Annotated in this window: 25 protein-coding genes and 2 pseudogenes; 26 read left to right on the plus strand and 1 reads right to left on the minus strand. The window is 53.5% G+C overall.

The window, feature by feature from the left end:
- The first annotated feature begins 138 nt into the window (after positions 1 to 138).
- From ispE to NUV48_13020, 26 genes and pseudogenes are all read left to right on the plus strand, one after another.
- Entirely contained in the window at positions 139 to 1029 is an 891-nt protein-coding gene (ispE, locus tag NUV48_12895; GenBank protein ID MCR4443036.1) for a 4-(cytidine 5'-diphospho)-2-C-methyl-D-erythritol kinase, read from the plus strand.
- On the plus strand, positions 1026 to 1712 hold the full coding sequence (locus NUV48_12900) for a GntR family transcriptional regulator (GenBank protein MCR4443037.1): 687 nt from the start codon (positions 1026 to 1028) through the stop codon (positions 1710 to 1712). The genes ispE and NUV48_12900 overlap by 4 nt, the downstream gene beginning before the upstream one ends.
- A 39-nt stretch (positions 1713 to 1751) precedes the next feature.
- Positions 1752 to 2510, plus strand: a complete 759-nt coding sequence (locus NUV48_12905) for a nucleotidyltransferase family protein (GenBank protein MCR4443038.1) — start codon at positions 1752 to 1754, stop codon at positions 2508 to 2510.
- A gap of 57 nt (positions 2511 to 2567) precedes the next feature.
- Positions 2568 to 3374, plus strand: a complete 807-nt coding sequence (gene purR, locus NUV48_12910) for a pur operon repressor (protein MCR4443039.1) — start codon at positions 2568 to 2570, stop codon at positions 3372 to 3374.
- Between the two features lie 138 nt (positions 3375 to 3512).
- Positions 3513 to 3767: a septation regulator SpoVG gene (spoVG, locus tag NUV48_12915; GenBank protein ID MCR4443040.1), complete on the plus strand. Its 255-nt coding sequence runs from the start codon at positions 3513 to 3515 to the stop codon at positions 3765 to 3767.
- A 147-nt stretch (positions 3768 to 3914) separates the two neighbouring features.
- Positions 3915 to 5294, plus strand: coding sequence for a bifunctional UDP-N-acetylglucosamine diphosphorylase/glucosamine-1-phosphate N-acetyltransferase GlmU (glmU, locus tag NUV48_12920; protein MCR4443041.1), 1380 nt, complete (start codon positions 3915 to 3917; stop codon positions 5292 to 5294).
- Positions 5295 to 5403: 109 nt separating this feature from the next.
- Positions 5404 to 6348 carry a ribose-phosphate pyrophosphokinase gene (locus tag NUV48_12925; protein ID MCR4443042.1) on the plus strand — a complete coding sequence of 315 codons (945 nt, stop codon included), beginning with the start codon at positions 5404 to 5406 and terminating at the stop codon, positions 6346 to 6348.
- Between the two features lie 60 nt (positions 6349 to 6408).
- Complete coding sequence (locus NUV48_12930; GenBank protein MCR4443043.1) at positions 6409 to 7023, plus strand: 50S ribosomal protein L25; 615 nt, start codon at positions 6409 to 6411, stop codon at positions 7021 to 7023.
- Positions 7024 to 7058: 35 nt separating this feature from the next.
- Entirely contained in the window at positions 7059 to 7658 is a 600-nt protein-coding gene (gene pth / locus NUV48_12935; protein ID MCR4443044.1) for an aminoacyl-tRNA hydrolase, read from the plus strand.
- A gap of 69 nt (positions 7659 to 7727) precedes the next feature.
- The gene (locus NUV48_12940; protein MCR4443045.1) at positions 7728 to 7955 is read left to right on the plus strand and encodes an anti-sigma-F factor Fin family protein; all 228 of its coding nucleotides are present in this window, start codon (positions 7728 to 7730) and stop codon (positions 7953 to 7955) included.
- 185 nt (positions 7956 to 8140) lie between these two features.
- Entirely contained in the window at positions 8141 to 11686 is a 3546-nt protein-coding gene (gene mfd / locus NUV48_12945; protein MCR4443046.1) for a transcription-repair coupling factor, read from the plus strand.
- 69 nt (positions 11687 to 11755) lie between these two features.
- On the plus strand, positions 11756 to 12730 hold the full coding sequence (locus tag NUV48_12950; GenBank protein ID MCR4443047.1) for a SurA N-terminal domain-containing protein: 975 nt from the start codon (positions 11756 to 11758) through the stop codon (positions 12728 to 12730).
- Between the two features lie 225 nt (positions 12731 to 12955).
- The gene (spoVT, locus tag NUV48_12955) at positions 12956 to 13513 is read left to right on the plus strand and encodes a stage V sporulation protein T (protein MCR4443048.1); all 558 of its coding nucleotides are present in this window, start codon (positions 12956 to 12958) and stop codon (positions 13511 to 13513) included.
- 129 nt (positions 13514 to 13642) lie between these two features.
- Positions 13643 to 15142 carry a nucleoside triphosphate pyrophosphohydrolase gene (mazG, locus tag NUV48_12960; GenBank protein MCR4443049.1) on the plus strand — a complete coding sequence of 500 codons (1500 nt, stop codon included), beginning with the start codon at positions 13643 to 13645 and terminating at the stop codon, positions 15140 to 15142.
- Between the two features lie 100 nt (positions 15143 to 15242).
- Complete coding sequence (locus NUV48_12965; GenBank protein ID MCR4443050.1) at positions 15243 to 15515, plus strand: HU family DNA-binding protein; 273 nt, start codon at positions 15243 to 15245, stop codon at positions 15513 to 15515.
- A gap of 126 nt (positions 15516 to 15641) precedes the next feature.
- A complete protein-coding gene (locus NUV48_12970) occupies positions 15642 to 15884 on the plus strand; it encodes an RNA-binding S4 domain-containing protein (GenBank protein ID MCR4443051.1) in 243 nt (80 codons plus the stop codon).
- An 82-nt stretch (positions 15885 to 15966) separates the two neighbouring features.
- On the plus strand, positions 15967 to 16908 hold the full coding sequence (locus NUV48_12975) for a SpoIID/LytB domain-containing protein (protein MCR4443052.1): 942 nt from the start codon (positions 15967 to 15969) through the stop codon (positions 16906 to 16908).
- A 1-nt stretch (position 16909) separates the two neighbouring features.
- Entirely contained in the window at positions 16910 to 17284 is a 375-nt protein-coding gene (locus tag NUV48_12980) for a TraR/DksA C4-type zinc finger protein (GenBank protein MCR4443053.1), read from the plus strand.
- Between the two features lie 57 nt (positions 17285 to 17341).
- Positions 17342 to 17629 carry a sporulation protein YabP gene (gene yabP, locus NUV48_12985; protein MCR4443054.1) on the plus strand — a complete coding sequence of 96 codons (288 nt, stop codon included), beginning with the start codon at positions 17342 to 17344 and terminating at the stop codon, positions 17627 to 17629.
- Between the two features lie 35 nt (positions 17630 to 17664).
- On the plus strand, positions 17665 to 18054 hold the full coding sequence (locus tag NUV48_12990) for a hypothetical protein (protein MCR4443055.1): 390 nt from the start codon (positions 17665 to 17667) through the stop codon (positions 18052 to 18054).
- 50 nt (positions 18055 to 18104) lie between these two features.
- Positions 18105 to 19112, plus strand: coding sequence for a stage II sporulation protein D (gene spoIID, locus NUV48_12995; GenBank protein ID MCR4443056.1), 1008 nt, complete (start codon positions 18105 to 18107; stop codon positions 19110 to 19112).
- Between the two features lie 100 nt (positions 19113 to 19212).
- The gene (locus NUV48_13000) at positions 19213 to 19965 is read left to right on the plus strand and encodes a M23 family metallopeptidase (protein MCR4443057.1); all 753 of its coding nucleotides are present in this window, start codon (positions 19213 to 19215) and stop codon (positions 19963 to 19965) included.
- 102 nt (positions 19966 to 20067) lie between these two features.
- Positions 20068 to 20181, plus strand: a pseudogene (locus NUV48_13005) (sporulation transcriptional regulator SpoIIID).
- A 242-nt stretch (positions 20182 to 20423) separates the two neighbouring features.
- Positions 20424 to 21764: an ATP-binding protein gene (locus NUV48_13010; GenBank protein MCR4443058.1), complete on the plus strand. Its 1341-nt coding sequence runs from the start codon at positions 20424 to 20426 to the stop codon at positions 21762 to 21764.
- Positions 21765 to 21912: 148 nt separating this feature from the next.
- A pseudogene (locus tag NUV48_13015) lies at positions 21913 to 22143 on the plus strand (ATP-binding protein).
- 55 nt (positions 22144 to 22198) lie between these two features.
- Positions 22199 to 22624: an ATP-binding protein gene (locus NUV48_13020; protein MCR4443059.1), complete on the plus strand. Its 426-nt coding sequence runs from the start codon at positions 22199 to 22201 to the stop codon at positions 22622 to 22624.
- Positions 22625 to 22951: 327 nt separating this feature from the next.
- On the opposite strand, the gene NUV48_13025 is transcribed toward NUV48_13020, so the two are convergent.
- Positions 22952 to 23357: hypothetical protein (locus NUV48_13025; GenBank protein ID MCR4443060.1), on the minus strand; the 406-nt coding region annotated here is incomplete at its 5' end.

Below are 23357 nucleotides of genomic sequence, written 5' to 3' on the forward strand. Positions count from 1 at the left end.
ATATGCTTGATTTGCGATTAGAAAATCATAAAAATAGCTTACATCGCAAAAAGCTGAATACATGTATTTATAGGAATTTTGCCTCAAACGTGATAAAATTAAAGACGAAGTTCATTCTTGTTTTTAGGGCGGGCCCGCATGATAAACAGGATTGCCGTAAAAGCTTACGCCAAAGTAAACCTTGCCCTGGACGTGCTGGGCAAGAGAGACGACGGCTACCACGAAGTGCAGATGGTTATGCAGGGGATCGACTTGTACGACCTGGTCGAGCTGGAAAAAAGCGGCCGGTGTATCCGGTTAACCTGCAACTGGGCTGAGCTGGGAACGGGAAAAGACAATCTTGCCTACCGGGCGGCCAGCCTGTTAAGCGAAAATTATCCGGTGGTCAAAGGGGTTAAAATCAACCTCCGGAAGAAAATCCCGCTGGCGGCGGGTCTTGGCGGCGGCAGCGCCGATGCGGCCGCTGTCCTTTTGGGCCTTAACGAGCTTTTTGCTCTTGGGCTTTCGATTGATGAACTGAAGCGGTTTGCTGCGGTTTTGGGGTCTGACGTGCCGTTTTGTTTGCGCCCTCTTACCGCTTACGCCTGGGGTAGGGGGGAACAGATCGTGCAGCTTCCTCCCTGTCCCCGTTTATGGGTTGTTTTGGCCAAACCTCCTTTCGGGGTTTCCACGGGTGAAGTGTACCGGCGCCTGCACAGCGTGACCGTCAGGAAAAGGCCTGCCGTGCAGCAGCTTATCGCCGCCTTGTCGGAAAAGAAGACGGCGTTAATGTTTGAGCACATGGAAAACGTGCTGGAATACGCCGCATTCGACATGCATCCCCAGCTCCGGGAACACCTTCAACAGATGCAGGAAATGGGGGCTGCCAAAGCGATGATGTCCGGGAGCGGGCCGACGCTGCTGGCTTTTTATGAAAGCGAAGAAAAGGCCCGCCAGGCGGCTTCGCTGCTGGCCAAACCCGGTTGGAAGCTGTTTGTCGCCAGGACTCTTGGGCCCGAGGACATGGAGGAAAGGGGGGTCTATTTGTGAGCGAAAAGAAAATAATGCTGCAGCTTGACCAGTATAAACCCTTGCGGGACATTGTGTTTGAAGGCATGCGCGAAGCGATAATCACCCAGGTATTAAAACCGGGCGAGCGCCTCATGGAAAGCCAGCTGGCCATGGAAATGGGGGTCAGCAGGACCCCGATCCGGGAAGCCATCCACAAACTGGAACTGGAAGGGTTTGTCTATGTCCTCCCGCGCAAGGGAGCTTTCGTGGCGGAAATATCGCTCAAGGATATTCAAGAGATTTACGAGATCCGGACCATCCTGGAGGGGCTGGCCAGCGGCCTGGCTGCCGTGAGAGCGACTTCCGAAGAGATTGAGGAGATGGAAAGGTGCCTGCTGCGGGAATCAAATTTGCTGGAAAGCGAGGATATTAACGCCACGGTCGCGGAGGACATCAATTTGCATAACGCCATTTACAAGGCCGCGCGCAACGAACGGCTCGTCACCACTCTTAACAACCTGCGCGAGCAGATTTACAGGATGCGCGTAGCGTCGATGTCCCTGCCGGGGAGGAAGAAAAAGAGCCTGGAGATGCACAGAAAGATAGTCGAAGCGATAAGCGAGCGAAAACCCGACTTGGCCCGGGAAATGGCCGAAAAACACATGAGATACGCCCAGGAAGCCATGATCGAGCATTACAAAAGACAGATATCAAAACAATAAACCGCACACTGCTTTTATTCTTTGAAAGGAGATTGTTAAATGGTTGTAGGTGTCATCCTGGCGGGTGGTCGGAAAAACGGTTTAACGGCCGGCCAGACTCATCCCGTAGATGAAGCCTTTATTTCCATCGGGAAGAGATACATGATTGAGTATGTAGCCGAAGCCCTGGAAGCTTCGCCTTATATCAACAGAATCATCATCTCCGGACCGCTGGACAGGCTGGTCAAAGTCTTCCAGGAATCGGAGCGGCTGACGCTGGTGCAGAGCGGCGAGACAGTAATAGACTCGTTCAGGCACGCTTTCCAGGCCGCCAGGCCGTCCGGGGAACGCCTGCTGGTTGTCACGGCGGATATACCTCTTTTGTCCACCAGGGCTGTCGATGACTTTCTCGAATCCTGTTTCCGGCAGAGCGGGGACCTGTTTTATCCCATAATCAGCAAAGAAACCAATGAAAACAAGTATCCCGGCGTAAAACGAACCTACGTCAACCTGAAAGAAGGTCTTTTCACCGGAGGGAACCTTTTTTTCTTTGACCCGGCGATAGTTGAAAGGTGCCTTCCCCTTGCCGAAAAACTGGTATTATACCGTAAAAAACCCATCCGGCTGGCCACCTTTATCGGGTGGGGAGTGCTGGTTCGCTACGTGCTGGGCATTCTCTCCCTAAAAGATGCGGAGAGGGCGGTTTCCAGGATGATGGGCATTAAGGGAGTGGCGGTTATTTCTCCCTATCCTGAAATCGGCATCGATGTTGACAAACACAGCGACCTGGACCTGGCCGAAAAGATTCTCTGTTCATGAAGGTTGCCGGCAGGCGCCCTGTTTAATTGGGTTAAAACAACAAGAGGGGGTCAGAACATGGAAAAATGGCGTAGAAGCGAACGGGTCGCGGTGATGACGAAATACCTTCTGGAAAGGCCCAATACCCTTGTTTCATTGAATCATTTCACCAGCTTTTTCAAGGCGGCCAAATCCAGCATCAGCGAAGACATCAGCATCATGCGCGATGTTTTCCAAAAAGCCGGCCTGGGCAGAATAGAAACGCAGGCCGGCGCCGGGGGAGGCATGATCTACTACCCGCATGTCGGCAAAAAAGAAGCTTCCGCCTTTATTAGCGACCTGGTGCGCAGGATGGCCGACCCGGGCCGTATTCTCCCCGGGGGCTTTCTCTACATGACGGATATTATCTTTGACGCCCGCGTTGCCCAGAAAGTGGGGGAGATTTTTGCGCAGCGCTTTCTTGAACTGGAGCCGCAGTATGTGGTCACTATCGAGACCAAGGGTATACCGCTGGCGCTTATGACCGCCAGGGCTTTAAACCGTCCCCTGGTTATTATCAGGGACGCCGGCCGCGTGACCGAAGGATCTGCGGTAAGCCTCAATTACGTCACCGGTTCTTCCCGCCAGATCAGGACCATGTCCCTTTCCCGGCGCGCCCTGCCCGTGGAAAGCAGGGTGATAATAATTGACGACTTTATGAAGGCGGGCGGCACGGCCAGGGGGATGGTCGACCTGTTAAGCGAATTCAAGTCCACCGTGCTGGGGATCGGCGTGCTGGTTGACACCGGCGTCCCCGAAAAAAAGCTGGTCAGCGATTACTACTCGCTGCTGAAACTGGTTGAAGTCAACGAGCAGGAAAAAAAGATCGTCATCATACCGAATTAAGCGCAACAAAAGTTTACAGATAAATGTATAAAACAGCTAAATTATGGGAAATTTCATAAAGAGAAGCAGGAAAATCCAAAAAGATGACGAATAGGACATATTAACCAGGTGGTAATCGGGGGAAGGTGGTGATTTCAGGTGGATATCACAGATGTGAGGATCAGAAAGATCAACCAGGAAGGCAGGATGAAGGCCATTGTATCGGTGACGTTTGACAATGCTTTTGTAGTTCACGATGTGAAGGTTGTTGAGGGCACAAACGGGTTGTTTGTGGCCATGCCCAGCCGGAAAACGCCGGAGGGTGAATTCAAAGACATTGCCCATCCGATATCCTCGGATGTACGTGAAATAATTCAGACGGCAGTGTTGAAAGCATACCAGGAAGCCATATAAAAGAGAGCACAGCGCAGTTTTTAGGAGCTTAAGTGTTTTGGCTCCTTTTTATTTTTCGAAGAATAGTTTTGGTCAGAGGTGGAGTTTCAACTAATATTATGGTATAACTATAATGACATTTTTAATCGGCGAGGAGGGGGATGCGTTTTGGCGCAAACGGCGGCCGTTGTGCTGGCGGCAGGGCTGGGGACCAGGATGAAATCCGGCCAGCCCAAGGTTCTTCACAAACTGGCCGGCCTGCCGGTGATCCAGCATGTCATTGCTGCCCTGCAGGAGGCTTCAATCAACAATATTATCGTCGTACTCGGGTACCAGGGAGAGCTGGTGGAAAAAATCCTGCCGGAAACGTGCCGGGTGGCCTACCAGCACGAACAGCTGGGGACCGGTCACGCCCTCATGCAGGTCCTGCCGGAACTGGAGAGGTTTGCCGGAGGCGACTGTCTCGTTGTCTGCGGGGATACCCCTCTTCTCAGGGCGGAGACATTAAGACTCTTATATGAGAAACACAGGCACAGCGGGGCAAAAGCCACTGTCCTGACGGCGCTTTTTCCCGACCCGCAAGGATACGGCCGGATCGTCAGGGGTCCTGCGGGCATTGAGCGGATCGTGGAAGAAAAGGACGCCGCTTTGCAAGAAAAAGAAATCAAAGAAATAAACACCGGGACATACTGCTTCGACGTTAACAGTTTGAAAGACAGGCTGACGCGTCTTTCCGCCGCCAACGCCCAGGGTGAGTATTACCTGACCGACATAGTCAAAATGCTGGTCCTGGAAAAAGAAAAGATCGAAACCGTGCTTCTGGAAGACCACCTCGAAGCTGTGGGCATCAACAACCGCGTGCAGCTGGCCGAAGCCGGTCAAATCCTGCGCCGCCGCATCCTGACCGGTCACATGCTGCGCGGGGTCACCGTTATCGACCCCGAGCACACTTACGTTGACGCGGGAGTAACCATCGGCCAGGACACGGTTCTTTATCCCGGGGTTTTCCTGGAAGGGAAAACGCAGGTCGGAAAAAACTGCGAGATCGGCCCGCATACCAGGATCACCGATTCCATTATTGCCGACAACGTTTCCGTAACATACTCGTGTCTCCTTGAAGCCAGGGTAGCCAGCGGGTGCGCAATTGGGCCCTTCAGCTTTTTACGGCCGGGTTCTGTCCTGGCGGAGAACGTCAAGATCGGCGACTTCGTTGAGGTGAAAAAATCCATTGTGGGCGCGGGTTCCAAAATACCGCACCTGAGTTATGTCGGCGACAGCACGCTGGGGGAAAACGTCAACATCGGGGCCGGGACCATCACCTGCAACTACGACGGGTTCGCCAAACACCCCACGGTAATAGGCGATGGAGCCTTCGTCGGGAGCAACACGAACCTTGTTGCTCCCATTACGGTGGGTCCCGGAGCTTATATCGGGGCCGGCTCCACGGTCACCAGGGATATACCGGGAGGAGCCCTGGCTGTCGCCAGGGGGAAACAGCGCAACATCGAAAACTGGAAAAACCGCAGCCCAAAAGAGGGCCCAAAGTGAGTTTCCCGGTGCCGGGCTGCGGGCGGGCCCGGAACCGGCCTGCTTTCGTGCGGCGGCCGGTAGGACGAGCAGGGCCCGGGCAATGAAGAGAATGGAGGGGCACAAGACAATGCCAGGTTACAAAAAGCTGAAGATATTCACGGGTAACGCCCATCCCGGGCTGGCCTCGGAGATAGCCGAGTACCTCGGCGTCGAGGTTAGCCAGGCCTCCGTTAAGACGTTTTCGGACGGCGAGATCAACGTGGACATCAACGAAAGCGTGAGGGGCGCCGATGTTTTTGTGATCCAGCCGACATGCACGCCCGTGAATGACAACATCATGGAACTCCTTATCCTTATCGACGCCCTGCGAAGGGCTTCGGCCCGGCGGATAACCGCGGTGCTTCCTTATTACGGTTACGCCAGGCAGGACAGGAAAGCCAAAGCCCGCGACCCGATCACCGCCAAACTGGTTGCCAACCTGATAACGGCCGCCGGCGCCCGCCGCGTGCTTGCAGTGGACCTTCATGCCGGCCAGATCCAGGGTTTTTTTGATATACCGGTGGACCACCTCCAGGCCGTTCCAATCCTGGCGGAATACTTTTTAAACAAGCAGCTCGACAACTCCGTGGTCGTTTCTCCCGACCTGGGCGGGGTCACCAGGGCCAGGGCCCTTTCCGGCAGGCTTCACCTCCCCCTGGCCATAATCGACAAGCGCCGCCCGCAGCCCAACGAGTCCGAAATCATGCACATCATCGGCGAAGTGGAAGGGAAGAAGGTAATAATGATCGACGACATCATAGACACCGCGGGGACGATCACCCTGGGAGCGCAGGCGCTGCTGGAAAAGGGCGCGCAGGAGGTGTACGTCTGCTGCACGCACCCGGTTCTCTCCGGGCAGGCTGTGGAAAGGCTTGAAAGCTCTCCCGTCCGGGAAGTGGTGATCACCAACACAATTCCTCTTGCCCGGGGGAAAAAGCCGGACAAGTTCAGGGTGCTGTCAATTGCTCCTCTTCTGGGAGAGGCCATCATCCGCATTCATGAAGACCTCTCCGTCAGCAAACTGTTCGACTGAAACCCCGCCCGGCTGCGCCTGCAGCCGACGGCAGATATTACGCAAAGAGGTGATGAAACGATGGAAAAACCATCAATAGAAGTCCAACCGCGCCAAGTAAACACCAAGCATTCGCTGAAAGAAATCCGGCGCAAGGGGTTAGTCCCCGGGGTCATTTACGGCAAGAGAGCAGGCAGTATTCCCATCTCCCTCCCGGAGAAGGAACTGCTCAAGATAGGCGGGGCCAACCTGGTTTCGGTCAAACTGCCGGGCGGTTCCTACCCGGCGGTTGTCCGGGAGTTGCAGAAGCACCCGCTGAGCGGCAGGATTCTCCATGTCGACTTTCTCCAGGTGGAGATGGACCAGAAAATAAGGGCCGAAATCCCTGTCCACTTGTCGGGAAGCGCAGCCGGCCTGAAAGCGGGAGGGATCCTGCAGCACGGTGAGCGCGCGGTGGAGGTGGAGGCCCTGCCCGGCGAACTGCCCGATGCCTTCCATGTTGACATTTCGCCCCTGGAAATCGGAGACAAATACACGGTGGCGGACCTCCAGAAAACCACTTCTTTAACCATTACCAGCGACCCGGAAACTGTCCTGGCGGTGATAAACGCGCCCAGGCTCGCTGAAATCGAAGAGCCTGCGGAAACAGCCAAAGGCGAAGAGGAGAAGAAAGAAGAGCCGGCGGGCGAGGCCTGAGCCTCACTGCTTGAAGGATAGGGGTGGAGCGGGGCATGAAGCTGGTAATAGGCCTGGGCAACCCCGGGTCCCGCTATGCCGGGACCCGGCACAACCTTGGGTTTATGGTCGTGGACTCCCTTGCCGGGAGGCTGGGATTCCCGGTTAACGACAAAAAGCACCAGTGCCTGCTGGGACAGGGCCACCTTGCGGGTACAAGAATAATGCTGGCCAAACCTCAAACCTATATGAACAGGAGCGGGCAGGCGGTCCTGGAAATCTTGCATTACTACCATGACCGGATTGATGACTTCATCGTCGTCCACGATGACCTTGACCTGGATTTTGGCAGGATCCGCTTTAAAAGCGACGGGGGCGCGGCCGGCCACAAGGGCTTGCTGTCAATTGCCGGCCTGCTCAATTCCACCGACTTCCAGCGGCTGAAAGTGGGGATCGGGCGCCCTCCCGGGCGGCTGCCGGTGGAAAGCTTTGTTTTAAGCGAGTTTTCCCCCGGGGAAAGAAAAACCCTCCCCGCCCTCATCGAGGCCTGCCTGGACGGGCTGGAAACCTGGGCCCGCGAGGGCATCGAAAAAGCCATGAACGATTTCAACGGGCTTAACCTCCGGGAAAAAGAAACCGAAAACGAGGCGCGTTAGCCTGCCGCCGGTTAGTTCGCCCTTTTTTGGGACATACTAAGAACTAGCCTGCAGTAGGGAGGTTATGGCTTGCGCCTCATTTACATTTGCGAAGAATGCGGCAGGTACATAGACGAAATCCAGCTGGCTGGCTGGAACGAAACCCTCCTTGGTTTTGATATTCTCACTCCCGAAGAGAGAGACGACCTGCTGTGCCTTGACTGGGACCGCCGGGTGGGGACCGTGCGGTCCATCTGCGAGTCCTGCTGGTCCAAACACAATCCCGCCGAGAGCGGCCGTGGGCAGCCGGTTCACTAGTTTTTCCTTTTGAAAATTTTGGCTTTGGCTAAAAGTTCGTTTCCCGCAAAAAGGCATTGGCATCGGGAAGCGCATATTTTATAATTAGAGAGTCTAATACTGCACGAAGGTGAACAAGCCACAGCATGTGCGGTGGTGGGGGTCATTCTGGCGCCCACTATTTGCCATGGGAGGAATAGCGCGGCATGAAGATTGAGAAGATCGATTTAATAAACGAATATCTCCGTAAGTCAAAAGAATTCAAATTCCTCCTGGAACAGCTCCGCCAAGATGGGGACAGCCTTGTTTACGGCATAACCGGGTCCTTAAAGAGCCTGCTGGCCGCCCTGGTTGTCAAGAACCAGCAAAAGCCGGCCCTGTACATTGTGGAGAACACTCAGCGCGGCAAGGAAGTTTTTGACGACCTGAGCAACCTGCTGGCCGGTATTACCGTCCACTTTTTCCCGGCGCTGGACTTGCTGCCGTTTGAGGTAATCGCCCGCAGCCGCGAGACCCAGCGAAAGCGGCTGGAAGTGCTGCAGGGTCTGGTCGGCGGCCAAAAAAGCGTCGTGGTGGCAACCCTGGAGGCGGTAAGCAAGGTGCTGGTTTCTCCGGACGTGTTCGCCTCGTCCACGCTTACGCTGAGCGTAGGCCAAAAAGTAAAGGTCGATGAGCTGCTTAAACGCCTGCTCGACATTGGATACCAGAGGGCTGACCTGGTCGAGGACAAGGGACAGGTATCGCTGCGCGGCGGCATCCTCGACCTCTTTCCCGCGACGGCGGAAAACCCGTACCGTTTTGAATTTTTTGACGACGAGATCGAATCAATTCGCGTCTTCTCCACCGAGAACCAGCGGTCGACCGGCAAAATAACCGGGGTGACGGTATCCCCCGCCGCCGAGTTCTTTTTCCCGGCGCTGGAACGAGAAAAGGCCGTGGAGAAAATAGAAAAAGAAGCCTGTCAGCTGCTGCGGGCCATGGAGAAAAAGGGCAACAGGAACGGCTACGAGAACCTGGCGGCCAGGGTTAAGGAAATTGTGAACGGGGTTAAAGAAGGACTTTGCTTTCCCGGCTACGAGCAGTACCTCCCTTATTTCAGCGAGAAAAAATACTCGCTTCTTGACTATTTCCCGGAAACTCCCCTGTTGATCATCGACGAGCCGAACAGGCAAAGAGAAAGCTTTCTCCTTTCCGAGAAGGAAACCCAGGAGACGTTCAAGACGCTTCTGGAAAAAGGGCAAATCCTGCCCGGGCAAATAAACAACTACTTTAACTTTGAAGAACTCTGGTCAATCTTTTCCCCCAGGAAAAAAATCTATTATTCCCTGCTCCCCAAAAAACCGGCCGGCGCGGAAAGAGTCAACGCCCTGGGAATTACGGCCAGGACAGTCGGCCTGTTTATGGGAAAGATACGGCTGCTGGCTGACGAACTGAAGGAGTGGCGCCGCCAGAAGTTTGCCGCCCTGGTATTCGTCAACTCCGCCGAACGCGGCGAACGGCTTAAACAGGGGCTTTGGGACCTGGGCATAGAGGCGGTCGTCACGGAGGGCGGGTTTGACCTCCAGCCGGAGAAAATATATATAACCACCGGCTACCTCAGCGGCGGATTTGAACTCACAGCCTGGAAACTCGCCGTCCTGACGGAACACGAGCTGTTTTTCCAGCCCAAGAAACGGGTTCCCCGCCGGATGTTCCAGGAAGGAAAAAGGTCGACTGTCCTGGAGGACTTGAAAATTGGCGACTATGTCGTGCACGTGAACCACGGCATCGGAAAATACATGGGGATCGAAAAACTGGCCGTGGGCGAGGCGGAACGGGATTACCTGGTAATCAAATACCACGGCGAGGACAAACTCTATGTCCCCACTGACCAGTCGGGGCTGCTGCAAAAATACTTCAGCCAGGAAGGGCAGCTTCCCAAGCTCTCCAAGCTTGGCGGCAGCGACTGGAACCGAGTAAAAAACAGGGTAAAAGCGGCGGTCAGGGACCTGGCCGAAGAGCTCCTGTCTCTTTATGCCGCCCGCCAGTCTGCGCCGGGTTACGCTTTTGCCGGCGACTCTCCCTGGCAGAGGGACTTTGAAGAAGCCTTTCCTTATGAGGAGACCCCCGACCAGGTCCGGGCCATCAGGGAAGTAAAAAAAGACATGGAAATGCCGCGGCCCATGGACAGGCTGCTTTGCGGCGACGTGGGCTACGGCAAGACGGAGGTGGCTATCCGGGCCGCGTTCAAAGCGGTCACCAGCGGGAAGCAGGTGGCTGTCCTGGTCCCGACCACGGTGCTGGCCCAGCAGCACTATAACACCTTCCGCGAGAGATTCGAGGGTTTTGCCGTCAGCGTCGGGGTGTTGAGCCGCTTTCGCACGCCCAAAGAGCAAAAAGAGATCATCAAAGACCTCAAAGCGGGCAAAATCGACATCATTATCGGCACTCACCGGCTCCTGTCGTCAGACGTTAAATTCAAGGACCTGGGCTTGCTGGTTGTCGACGAAGAACAACGGTTCGGCGTGGTCCATAAAGAAAAACTCAAAAAACTGAAAACGAATGTCGATGTCCTTACCCTCACCGCCACTCCCATCCCCAGGACCCTGCACATGGCCCTGGCGGGCGTGCGCGACATGAGCTTGATTGAGACGCCGCCGGAAGACCGCTACCCGGTCCAGACCTTTGTGGTCGAACACAGCCCGCAACTGATCCGCGAGGCGATCAGGAGGGAGCTGGGGAGGGGCGGCCAGGTTTACTACGTGCACAACCGTATTGAGGACATAGACCGGGTGGCTGCCTTTATCCAGGAACTGGTGCCGGAAGCCCGGATTGGGGTCGGGCACGGGAGGATGGGCGAGGAGCACCTGGAGAAAGTAATGCTGGATTTTATGGAAGACAAAATAGACGTCCTGGTGAGCACCACCATCATCGAATCGGGTCTGGACATCTCCAATGTCAACACACTGATTGTTGACGATGCCGACAAACTGGGGCTTTCCCAGCTTTACCAGTTGAGGGGGCGGGTAGGTCGTTCCAACAGGGTCGCTTACGCTTACCTCACCTATAATAAAGACAAGATCCTTTCAGAGATCGCCGAAAAACGCCTCAACGCGATCCGCGAGTTCACCGAACTGGGTTCAGGTTTTAAGATCGCCATGAAGGACCTGGAGATCAGGGGCGCCGGGAACATCCTGGGCGCCGAGCAGCACGGGCATGTCGAGGCGGTCGGTTTTGACCTGTACTGCCGGATGCTGGAAGAGGCGGTCAGGGAGGCCAGGGGCGAGGAACTCCCCCCGGAAAAGGCGGTTTCCATAGACATCCAGGTGAAAGCCTATATCCCGCAGGAATATATCCACGACACGGGGACAAAAATCGATTTTTACCAGAGGATATACGCGGCGAAAACGCTTGACGATCTCGACCTGCTGAAAGAAGAGCTGGAGGACAGGTTCGGCGCGCCGCCCGAACCGCTTCTCAACCTGTTAAAGATAGCCGCGATCAAGGTGCTGGCCGCCGGTTCCAAGGTCCATTCCGTTGTCCAGGAGAAAAACGTGATAAAACTCAAGCTGGAAGACGACCACGGCCTTTCCGGCCGCAACCTGATGGACCTGGCCAGGCGCTACCGGAGGCAGGTCAGCTTCAGCGCGTCGGCCGGGCTGGAGATCATGGTCAACACGCAAAACCTGGAGATGCAGCAGGTCCTGCAGCTCATTGAAGAGATCATCCTGGAAATATCGACCATTGCCGGGAAAGAAGCGGCTCTGGTATAATTGACCTTGCCTTCGGGGTCCGGAACGCCTACAACGCATATGGCAAGAGAAAGAAGGGAAAACAGCGCAATGAAAAAAACCCCCGGCTTGATTGCAGGCCTTCTTGTCCTGGTCCTGCTGGCCGCAGGCTGCGGGACCAGGGTGGCGGCCACCGTGAACGGCGAGAAAATAACGGAGGCCGAGCTGAACAAGAGGGTCGAGCAGGCGGCGGCATGGTACGGCTATGACCTGAAAAGCCCGGAAAACAAGGATTTGACGGCTCAACTGCAGGAACAGGTCCTGGAGAGCCTGGTCATGGAAAAGGTCGTTCGCCAGGCTGCCGGTGAAATGAAGATCGAAGTTAAAAAGGAAGAGATAGAAGAAGAGCTAAAAAAAATCCGCGACCAGTTAAAAACGGAGGAGAATTACGCCGATTTTTTGAAAAAGCGGAAATTCACGGAAAAGGACCTGCAAACATACATCGGAAACCAGCTGCTCCTCGATAAACTGTTCGGGGAAGTGACCAAAGATATAACTGCCCCGAGCAGGGACAGCAGGCAGTATTACGAAGAGCACAAGGAAGAATTCTTCGTTAAGGAGCAGGTCAAGGCCAGGAACATAGTGGTGAAAACGGAAGAAGAAGCGAAAAACATCATCTCCCGCCTGGGCAGCGGCGAGGATTTCGCCAAGCTGGCCGCCGAGCTGTCGATCGACCCCACCGCCAAGGAAACCGGCGGCCTTATCGATTACTTTGACCGGGATGCCATGTACATCCAGGAATTCAAAGACGCCGCCTTTTCCCTGAAAGCGGGCCAGTACACGAAAACCCCGGTGAAGACTGTTTACGGCTACCATATTATCAAGGTGGAGGACAGGAAGCCCGCCCGGCAGTATTCGTTCGAGGAAATAAAGGACGAGCTGGAAAGCCGCCTGTTGATGGAGGAAAAGAATGAAAAATTTCTAACCTATGTCGACGACCTGATAGAAAAGGCGAATATTGAAAGAAAGCTCCTGGAGAAAGAGCCGCAGGCGGGCAGCCAGCCGCAGCCGGAAAACCAGGAATAATCCACGAACCCGGCAGTGTCCCTGGTTTATAAACCAGGGACACTGTTTTTTCATGCCCGTCCAGGTATAAAAATGGCGGTTTAAACAAACATTAACTCTGCTAGCAGTTAAGAGGGGAGGTCGACGCCTTAATCGAATAAGCAAAAAAAGAATAAATGGCAGATGGAGGATATATACTAGTATCACTAATGATCCCTTAAATTATAAGGAGGGAAATCAAACCAAATGAAAGCGACAGGTATTGTGCGTCGAATCGATGACCTAGGGCGCGTTGTTATTCCCAAAGAAATAAGAAGGACCTTGCGGATTCGTGAAGGAGACCCCTTGGAGATTTTTGTAGACCGTGAAGGCGAGGTCATTTTAAAAAAGTATTCTCCCATTGGCGAACTGGGCGACTTTGCCAAGGAATATGCCGATTCCCTTTATGAAGCGATTGGACATATCGCCTGCATAGCCGACAGGGACCAGATCGTGGCTGTGGCCGGCGGGCCGAAGAAAGAGTTTTTAAACAAGCGCATCGGCGCTGCGGTAGAAAAGGTTATGGAAGAAAGGAAAGCCGTTCTGATCAACCAGCCCGGACAGCATCCTTACTGCCAGATCTGCGCGGGGGAAGAAGGGGAATGCAAGTACGCCGCGGAAGTGATAGCCCCGATCATCGCCGAAGGAGACCCCATCGGGGCGGTGATCATAGCTTCCAAGGAACCCAACACCAAGTTCAGCGACCTCGAACTCAAGCTGGCGGAAACGGCGGCCTCGTTCCTGGCCAAACAAATGGAGCAGTGACCTGACAAAGGAGCCGGAAGCTCATTTCGGCTCCTTTGCTTTACCTTGCCTGCCCCGTGTACCGGTGTCTTGCCTAAATATTTCCGCAAGTGTTATGATAGGGTGGACAACGGAAAAGGGGCTGGAATCTTGAAACAGATAATAATTGTGGGGCTGGGCCCGGGCGCCCTGGAACACCTGTCGCTGGGCGTTTGGGAAACGCTCTCCGCCGCAAACAAAATCGTTTTCCGCACCGCTAAACACCCCGTGGTCCGGGAGCTGGCGGAAAAAGGGCTGCGTTTTACGACCCTCGACCATCTTTACGAGCAAAAAGAAACCTTCGACCAGGTTTACGAAGCGATTGCCCGCCACCTTATTGACGAACTGGAAAAGGAACCGGGACTCAAGGAGCTTGTTTACGGCGTGCCCGGTCATCCCCTGGTGGGAGAGGAGTCCGTGCGGCTTCTTTTGCAGGCCGGTCCGGCCCGCCACATTAAAGTGACCGTCAAGCCGGGGATGAGCTTTTTGGACCCTGTTTGCCTGTTCCTGGATGCGGACCCGGCCAAAGGGCTCCTGGTCCTGGACGCGCTCGATTTTCAAAAAGAACAGCTCTGCGCGTCCTGCGGCACGGTTTTTCTACAGGTTTACAGCAGGCTGGTCGCTTCGGACTTAAAACTTGCCCTGCTGGAGATTTACCCGCCGGATCACCCCGTCCTGGTGGTCAGGGCGGCGGGGATTGCCGGCCTGGAAAAGGCGGAAGAGGTCCCTCTTTACCGGCTGGACCGGGAGGAGCGGTTTGATCATTTGACCTCTCTTTACCTTAAGCCGTTAACGCCGGCGGGAAAAAAGGCGGCTTCTTGCCTGTATCCCCTCGACCCGCTGGTGGAAATAATGGACAGGCTTCTTTCTCCCCAGGGCTGTCCCTGGGACAAAAAACAGGACCACAATTCACTGAAGCCGTATCTTCTGGAAGAGGCCTACGAGGTGATCGAGGCCATTGACAGCAAGGACATGAACAAATTGAAGGAAGAACTGGGAGACTTGCTTTTGCAGGTGGTTTTTCATGCCGCTCTCGCCGGAAAAAGGGGCGATTTTTCCAGCAACGATGTGATCGCCGCGGTCTGCGAAAAACTGATCAGGCGGCATCCCCATGTTTTCGGCGGCGTAAAGGTCAGGGATTCCGAAGAAGTCTTGCGGAACTGGGAACAGATCAAAGCCGGGGAAAGGGGCGAGCAGGCTCCTGGAACCAAAAAGGCCAAAACCGGCATCATGAGCGGGTTGAACGCTGCTTCCCCGGCGCTGCTGCTGGCGGAGGAGGTGCAAAAAAAAGCGCGCCGGGTGGGGTTTGATTGGCCGGACGCCCGGGGAGCCTGGGACAAACTTTTTGAGGAAATCGATGAATTGAAAAAAGCGGATAAGGACATGATAGAGATAGAAGACGAACTGGGAGACGTGCTGTTCGCGGTCGTCAACATCGCCCGCTTTTTAAACGTTTCCCCGGAAATCGCCCTGATGAAGACTGTAAAAAAGTTTGTCCGCCGGTTTAACTACATCGAAGATTACTTGGCCGAAAACGGGCTGGACTGGAAACAAATGGACCTGGCCGGGCTGGACATATTATGGGAAAAAGCCAAAAATAAAGGATTATAATGCAAAAAAAAAGAAAAACTTAACATGTGACGCAGGATTTTGCAATGCTTTGTAGAATGATAGATAAAGGCAAACCTTAATAATTTTGGGAGGGATGGTTTTGAACAAAACTGAACTCATAAGCGCAGTGGCAGAAAAAGCTGAAATGACGAAAAAAGACGCTGAGAAGGCCGTGAACGCAGTTCTGGCCAGTATTGAAGACGCGCTGGCGAAAGGCGATAAGGTCCAGCTGGTTGGGTTTGGGACGTTTGAAGTGAGACAGAGGGCAGCCCGGACAGGCCGCAACCCGCAGACCGGCAAGGAGATCAAGATCGCCGCTACGAAGGTGCCGGCTTTCAAACCAGGCAAAGCCTTGAAAGACTCGGTTGTGTAGGAGTTATTATCGATTTAGATTATTGCTGTGGATATTATGCATTTATAATCAGGTTCATCGCGGCCTGATTTTTTCTTTCGTTTTTTCGTTGTATTATTTATTAATAAAATGAAAGGAGCGGGCGGGATGCGCCTCGATAAATACCTTAAAGCATCCAGGCTTATCAAACGGAGGACCGTGGCCAAAGACCTCACCGCCGCGGGAAAAGTGACGGTCAACGGCAGGGTGGCCAAGCCCTCAACCGAAATAAAGGCCGGGGACATCCTGGAGATAGGTTACGGAGCCAGGAAGGTCCGGGTGGAAGTCCTGGAGACGAAGGAAACGGTGCCGGCCGCTGAAGCCGGCAGTTTGTACAGGGTTATTGAATAATTTGCCAGCGCGGTAAATACATATAAACCCGCTTCCCGGCCAAAATAACTTATGATTTAAATACTGATGACGGAGGGTTTATATGAAAAAACTGCGCCTGGCGCTGCTGCTGTTGCTTTGCCTTTCCCTGCTCTTTTCGGGCTGCCGCGCTTTGAGAAGGCCCGGTGTCGAGCAGGCCGGGTTCAAAGAGGAACCGACCATTTCCCTGTACGTTGCCGAGACCGGCGAAAAGAAACAGATTAAAATGGAAGAGTATATCAAAGGCGTGGTGGCCGCGGAGATGGACCCCACCTGGCCGGTAGAGGCCCTCGCCGCCCAGGCCATCCTGGCGCGGACCTTCACCCTAGAAAGGATGAAGAGCACGGGCGGCGTGCCTGAACGGGGCACCGACGCCTCGACCAGCGTGGAGGAATTCCAGGCCTATGACCCGGGAAGGATAAACGACAGTGTGATAAACGCCGTTAATAAGACGAGGGGTGAAACAGCCAAATACCAGGGGCGTTACATCAAGGCGTGGTTCTTTTCCGACGCGGGCGGCCTCACGGCGGCTTCGGCCCTGGAAGGGCTGGATTACAGGAAAGAGCCCAGCCCTTACGTCCACAGCGTAAAAGACCCCGGTTCGGCCATCACCGTGCCGGAAAACAAGTCCTGGCAGGCGGTGTTCTCCCTGGCTTCCGTGAGGGAGGCGGTGAAAAAAATATCGGGCAGTGACCCCGGTCCCATCAGCCGGGTATCGATTTCCAAAAAAGGCCCTTCCGGGCGCGTTATGTCCTTCCAGATAGACGGGGCGACCGTCAGCGGTCCTGCCCTGCGCCTGGCCCTGGGAAGCGAAAAAATGCGCTCCACTCTTCTCACCGGCCTGAGAGTGGACGGCGATGAACTCGTCATGAACGGCCGGGGCTTCGGGCACGGCGTGGGCATGAGCCAGTGGGGAGCAAGGGCCCTGGCCAGCCAGGGCAGGACAGCCGAGCAGATTGTCTCCTATTTTTTCAAGGACATCGAGGTCGTGAAGGAATGGAAATAATATGGAAAAAGAACACCTGGAATACTTTAAAAGAAAGCTGGAAGGCCTTCGCGACACGGCGCGAAAGAGCGCCGGAAACATAAAAAACGGCCTGCGCGTCCCCCTGAAAGAATCGGCCCATGAGCTTTCGCTTTACGACAACCACCCCGGCGATGTGGGAAACGCCACGTTCGAGCGGGAACTGGACCTGGGGCTGATGCTTATCAACGAGGACAGGCTGTCCATGATCGAGGAAGCGCTCAGGGCGATTGACAGCGGGACGTACGGCTTGTGCCAGTCCTGCGGGCGCGAGATCGGCTTCGACCGGCTGGAAGCCATCCCCTATACGCTGCTTTGCCGCGACTGCAAAAAAGAATTCGAATTCAATCATATTTGACCTTGCGGCGCATAAAGATGAATACAAAAAGCACAAAAAGCGCGAGGGGGAAGGCGCATGGAAAACAGGGATATTCCTCAGTGCCAGCTGTCGCTGACGAACCGGGAGCTGTTTGAGGCCAGCGGCATCCTGGAAGTTGAAAGCTTTGACGACCGCCAAATTATTGCCGAAAGCAAATTGGGCCCCCTGGTGGTTAAAGGGGAAGGCATCCACATAGTCCAGCTGAACCTGGAAGAAGGTAAAATAGTGCTGGAAGGTGAAATAGCCAGCATCCAGTACGTGGAGAATAAAAAGGCCCGGCTCAAACAAAAAGGGAAAGGGATCATGGAGCGTCTCTTCAAGTAAGCTCAAGTTGCAATCTCCAGTTGGGCGGTGGCAAAATGCAGCCGGTGACTGAACAGTTGGGGGCCTTCTTTTTGCTGGTTGTGCTGGGCAATGCGGCAGGCGTTATTTTTGACGCCTATCGTTTTATTAGACAGGCGCGCAGGTTGAAAAAGTGGGAAACGAACCTGTGTGACGCCGTGTTCTGGTTGATAATAACCGCGCTGACCTACGTCTTACTCCTTTTTTGCACGACCGGGGAAGTGCGGTTCTATGTCTTTATTGCCATGGCGCTGGGCCTGTGTTTTTATCTGCGCTTTTTCAGCTTCTTTGTGCGCCGCGCCATGCCGCGCCTGTGGCGCCTCATTGGCGTCCTGTTTTTCTGGAAATTCATTGCCGGCTTTTTTTCCTTCCTGATTAAAGTGTTGAGAAACACCGCAAAATACTAATTTGTCCCGCGGCCGCATATACATGGCTTTAAGAGGATAAAAGAGGGTTGATGAGGGTGTCTCTTTGGCCGGCACGAAGAAAAAAAAGACTGCTCGTCACATACCTGGCGGTCGCTTTTCTGCTTCTGATTGTCCTGCCCTGCCTGGTTTTCCTTTTTTTGGCGGAAGATGAAAAACTGCGCGTCGAGGGAGATGCGATAAAGATAAACCTGCTGCTGCACGGCTCGAACAGCGTTATTACGCTTGGGCTGGAAGAATACGTGGCCGGGGTGGTGGCTGCCGAAATGCCGGCTTCTTTTGACCTGGAAGCCCTGAAAGCGCAGGCGGTCGCCGCCAGGACTTACGCGGTAAAACGCCTGCAGGTGCCCGATCCCCGGGTAAAAAACATCAATGCGCAGGCGGACCTGAGTTCGGACCCGCAGATCAACCAGGCCTGGATCAGCGGCGAAGAAATGAAACGGCGCTGGGGAGCCTGGGATTTTCCGGCATACAAGCAAAAAATACTCCGCGCCGTGACGGAAACGAAGGGAAAAGTGATCACCTACGAGGGGCAGGTCATCGATCCCTTGTACCACGCTTCCTGCGGCGGTTTCGGCACCGAAAATTCCGAAGATGTCTGGAAATACAAAGTCCCTTATCTCCGGAGAGTTCCCTGCGGCAACCACCCGGAAGGCGACAGGGAGGCGGTTTACGTTTTCAAAACCAGCGAACTCAACCGCCTGCTGGGAACGGAACTGAAGGCGCTTCCCGTGGGCAAGTTCTCCGTCAACGGCGGCGGGATCGCCGTAAAGGAGAAGACGGCCTCCGGGCGCATAAAGACCTTCCTCTTTGCGGGAAAGACGATCAGCGGCGCCGAACTCCGCAGCAGGCTGGGGCTGCCATCCACTCACCTGGAATGGCGGGTGGAGGGTGACCTGATCAAATTTACGACCCGCGGCAACGGCCACGGGGTGGGCATGTGCCAGTACGGGGCGGGATCTTTGGCCCGGGAAGGGAAAAGCTACAGCGAAATACTGGCCTATTACTACAAAGGGGTCAGGCTGGCCTCGTTGAAATGACCGCGTCAAACTTGACAGCGGTATTGGCAGCCAGCTCATGGATGCAGGCGGGTTAACAACCCGGGAAAATGGTTAAGATATCCATGAGGTGGTTTCTTTTATGGACTCAAAGAAGATTGCGCACATCCTGAAGGCCCAGAGCAAAAGCTTGAAACTGCTTGGCGTCTACCTGGCGGTTGTCCTGTTCGCGTTTTCCCTGGCTGTTCCCGTTATCAACGGCCGGCTCAAGGAACAAGAAGCGCTAAAGGCGCCGCAGGCGGCAACGACAGCTTTCGAAGTCAAAGAAGCGGCAGGCGCGAATGAAGCTACCGGGGAAAAGGAAAAGATTGCAGGCACAGCCGCAAAAAAAGCGGCTGGACCGGTGACAAAAGATTCGCCAAACGCCGCTCCCCGCAGTGAAGGCGCCGTTCCCGCCGCCGGTGCGGTTGAACCGGTCTCCCAAAACATCGATATACACAAGATGGCCTGGCCCCTCAAAGGTGAGGTCTTCCGCTCCGTCGGGCTCTCGTATTCCCAGACGTTCAGCGATTACCGCTATCACAACGGCATTGACATCCGCGCCAAAACGGGCAGCGAAGCCGTCGCCGTTCTCGCGGGGAAGGTCGTGCAGGTGGAGACCACGCGGGGCGAAGCGATAAAGGTCGTTCTTGACCACGGGGCGGGGTGGCGGAGTATTTATGCCCACCTCCAGGAGGCCTTCCTGAAGGCCGGCGACAGCGTCAAGGCCAATGAGTCCGTGGGCCTGGTAGGGCAGCCCGGGATCAACGAGATACTGGAAGGCCCTCACCTTCACTACTCCCTCCAGAAAGACGGCCGGTTCGTCAACCCCCTGGATTACCTGCCGCCGCAATAATGCCAACAACTGACACCTGCCGGCCGCCAACTACTGTGCATTTTTTTCGTTTCCTCTCATATACATTTAGAGAAATATAAGGGAGCGGAGGGGGAACGATAAATGCAAGAATATATCAGGAAACGTGTGCTGGAAGTTTGCCATTATATGCTGGACACCACCGCCACCGTCAGGCAAACGGCCACCGTTTTCGGCGTAAGCAAAAGCACAATCCATACCGTGTTAAGAATTGGTGTCGGCTGCACTGGGTGTTTGAGTACGCCGCCTGAGACATGAAATGATTTGTGTTGATAAGAGAACCTGCTGCTAACAGAACCTGCCTTTGTTTTATGCAAGGCAGGTTTAATATGTGTGTGATCTATTGACTTAAACCCGGACATGTGGTTATAATAGATTATAAAAGTGTGATTTATTGACGCAAAATATGTATAAAAATGTGATATTTTGGAGGTGATACTGTGGAAAGGCTGATCATGCAGGACTTGCTGGAGTGGAAAGAATCCAGGCACCGGAAACCCCTTATTTTGAAAGGCGTGCGCCAGGTGGGAAAGACATGGGCGCTCAAGGAGTTTGCCAGGCGTTATTATAAAAACATTGCGTATTTCAACTTTGACGAATACCCGGAATACAAGCAGTTTTTTGAAAACACAAAGGATGTCGAACGCATCCTGCAAAACCTGATGATGGCAAGCGGCCAAACCATCAAGCCGGATAAGCCGGAGGACACGCTGATTGTTTTCGATGAGATACAGGAATGTTTTAATGCCCTGAATACACTCAAATACTTCTGCGAAAATACGCCGCATTATCATGTAGCCTGCGCCGGTTCCCTTTTGGGCATTGCCTTGTCCAAGCCTGCTTCTTTTCCTGTCGGCAAAGTAGACTTTTTGGAAATCGGGCCTATGACCTTTACCGAATTTTTAATGGCCAACGGCGATGGCAATCTTGTTGCCTATATGGACAGCATAGACAGGATTGAGGCTGTTCCGGATGCATTCTTCAACCCACTTTATGAAAAACTGAAAATGTATTTTGTGACCGGCGGGATGCCGGAATCTGTCAGGTCATGGACGGAAGACCGGGATGTTGAATTGATGCAGCAGGTGCTTTCCAATATCTTGGGGGCATACGAGAGGGATTTTGCCAAACATCCGGATCCCAAGGATTTTCCCAAGATATCGTTGATTTGGAAGTCAATACCCTCCCAGCTTGCCAGGGAAAATAAAAAATTCATTTATAAAGTTGTCAAGGAAGGGGCAAGGGCCAGGGAATACGAGGACGCGCTGCAGTGGCTTTGCGATGCGAACCTGACCTATAAAATATACCGCAGCAGCGCGCCGGGGCTGCCGATTTCCGCTTATGACGATTTGTCTGCATTTAAGCTTTATCTGGTGGACGTGGGGCTTTTGCGCCGACTGTCGCTATTGGCGCCATCAGCGTTCAGCGAAGGCAACCGCCTGTTTGTGGAGTTTAAGGGTGCCCTTAGCGAGAATTATGTGCTCCAGGCGCTGAGAAACCAGTTTGAGGCCATGCCCCGGTATTGGGCGATGGATAATCCGCGGTATGAAGTGGATTTTCTGATCCAGAGGGAAAACGACATTTTGCCCGTTGAGGTTAAATCGGAAAGCAATGTGGAAAGCAGAAGCCTGAAGAAGTTTAAAGAAAAATACGGCGACAAGGTGAAACTCCGTGTCCGTTTTTCGCTGAATAATCTGCGGCTGGACAGAGACCTGCTGAATATCCCGCTGTTTATGGCCGATTATGCCGATAAGCTCATCGGTATGGCGTTGAAGCAGTAGGAGATTATAGTATTGTTCACAGCAAACCTGCCTGGAACACAAAGAAAGCTTGATTCCATATGGATCAAAAAAGGTCCTGCCTGCGGCTGCGCTTTATGGAAAGAACGGCGGCGGCAAGAGCAACCTGCTGCGCGCCTTTTGGCTGGGCGTGCAGTTTGTGCGCAATGCCCAGAGAACACAGCATGAAAAGGCATCTATACCTGTGCAGCCGTTTTTGCTTAATGATTACTCGCAAAATGAGCCCACAGCATTCGAATTTACCTACGTGCAGGACGGCGTAAAATATATCTACGGTTTTTCCGCTACCAGAACAAAGATTGTGACAGAATATCTTTACCACAGTCCCAAGGGACAGAAAGCAACCATTTTTGAGCGCAAGGGACAGGAGTTTTCATTCCCTGTGGATACGGAAAAAAAGAAAAAAGAGCTGATCAGTGAGGCGGGGAGAAATAAAATACTATCCTCTGGAGCTTGCCGACGAGTCGGACGGAACAAAGCATTTGATGGCGCTGGCTCCGGCTATAGAAAAAACGCTGTCCACCGGCGGCATTTTAATCGTGGAGGAGATCGAAAAAGATTTGCACCCTTTGCTTGTCGAGTACATTGTAGCTCGCTACCAAAGCCAAAAGAGCAACAAGACCGGCGCTCAAATCGTTTTTACCACACATAATACAGAACTTTTGAACATGGAGGTGCTGCGGCGGGATCAGGTTTATTTTGTGGATAAAGATAATAAAACCGGCGTATCCGAGCTATACAATATAACCGAGTTTTCACCTCATCCTGATGAAAATATCCGCAAGGGATACCTGGTCGGCAAGTACGGTGCTACGCCCAAGCTTGAGACAGAGGAGGTGTAGCGCACACATTCACTACAGTACATGAAGCTATAGAATTTTTGATTGAACTAAAAAAATAATCGCTGATTTTCAGGGCACTACATGGCTAAAAACCTGTAGTGCTTTTTTTATTTGTCATGCAGGCGTTGTATTTGCATGCCAATACGTAACCATCAAAGGCGCTCGAAATGAATTCTATCCTTGCATGTTAGTCTTATCTCAAGAGACAGGGCCGGTCTCAAATAAAAAAGGATCCTAGCGTGACTTTACTAAACCTTAAATCAAAAAGTGCCCTCAGCCCAATAAATACAAGCATTTGAGGAAACGTGGCGTGTATAAACTAAAGCTCTATTTTACCAAAGCCTCATATAGTGCTTGCAACTCCGGTTCCATCTCTTCCAGTTGCGTTTCTTTCATGGGACTTCCCTTGAGGCCGTTTACCGTAATTATTTCTGCTTTGCGGATTTCTGTTAACCTGTCTATCAAATTCTCGATACTCATGATATGACCCGTCTCACGCGCCTTCTTCCAAAGAACCTGGGAGAGTAGTAAGCCGATCAGGCAAATAAAGGTGTGGACTTTGATCTTTTGATCCGTCCAGTGGTACTGGGGATGCACGGTATGGTGATAGAAGACGCGTTCTACATTACCCTGGCCATGGTAAGCGGCGATGATCTCTTCTTCAGACCACTCTTCTCGACAGGTAACCAGTATCCGTTTGCCATAAAGGTTCTCCGTTATCCACTTGTAGGCT

The sequence above is a fragment of the Peptococcaceae bacterium genome, from assembly GCA_024655825.1.
In the GTDB taxonomy this organism is placed as follows: domain Bacteria; phylum Bacillota; class Peptococcia; order DRI-13; family PHAD01; genus JANLFJ01.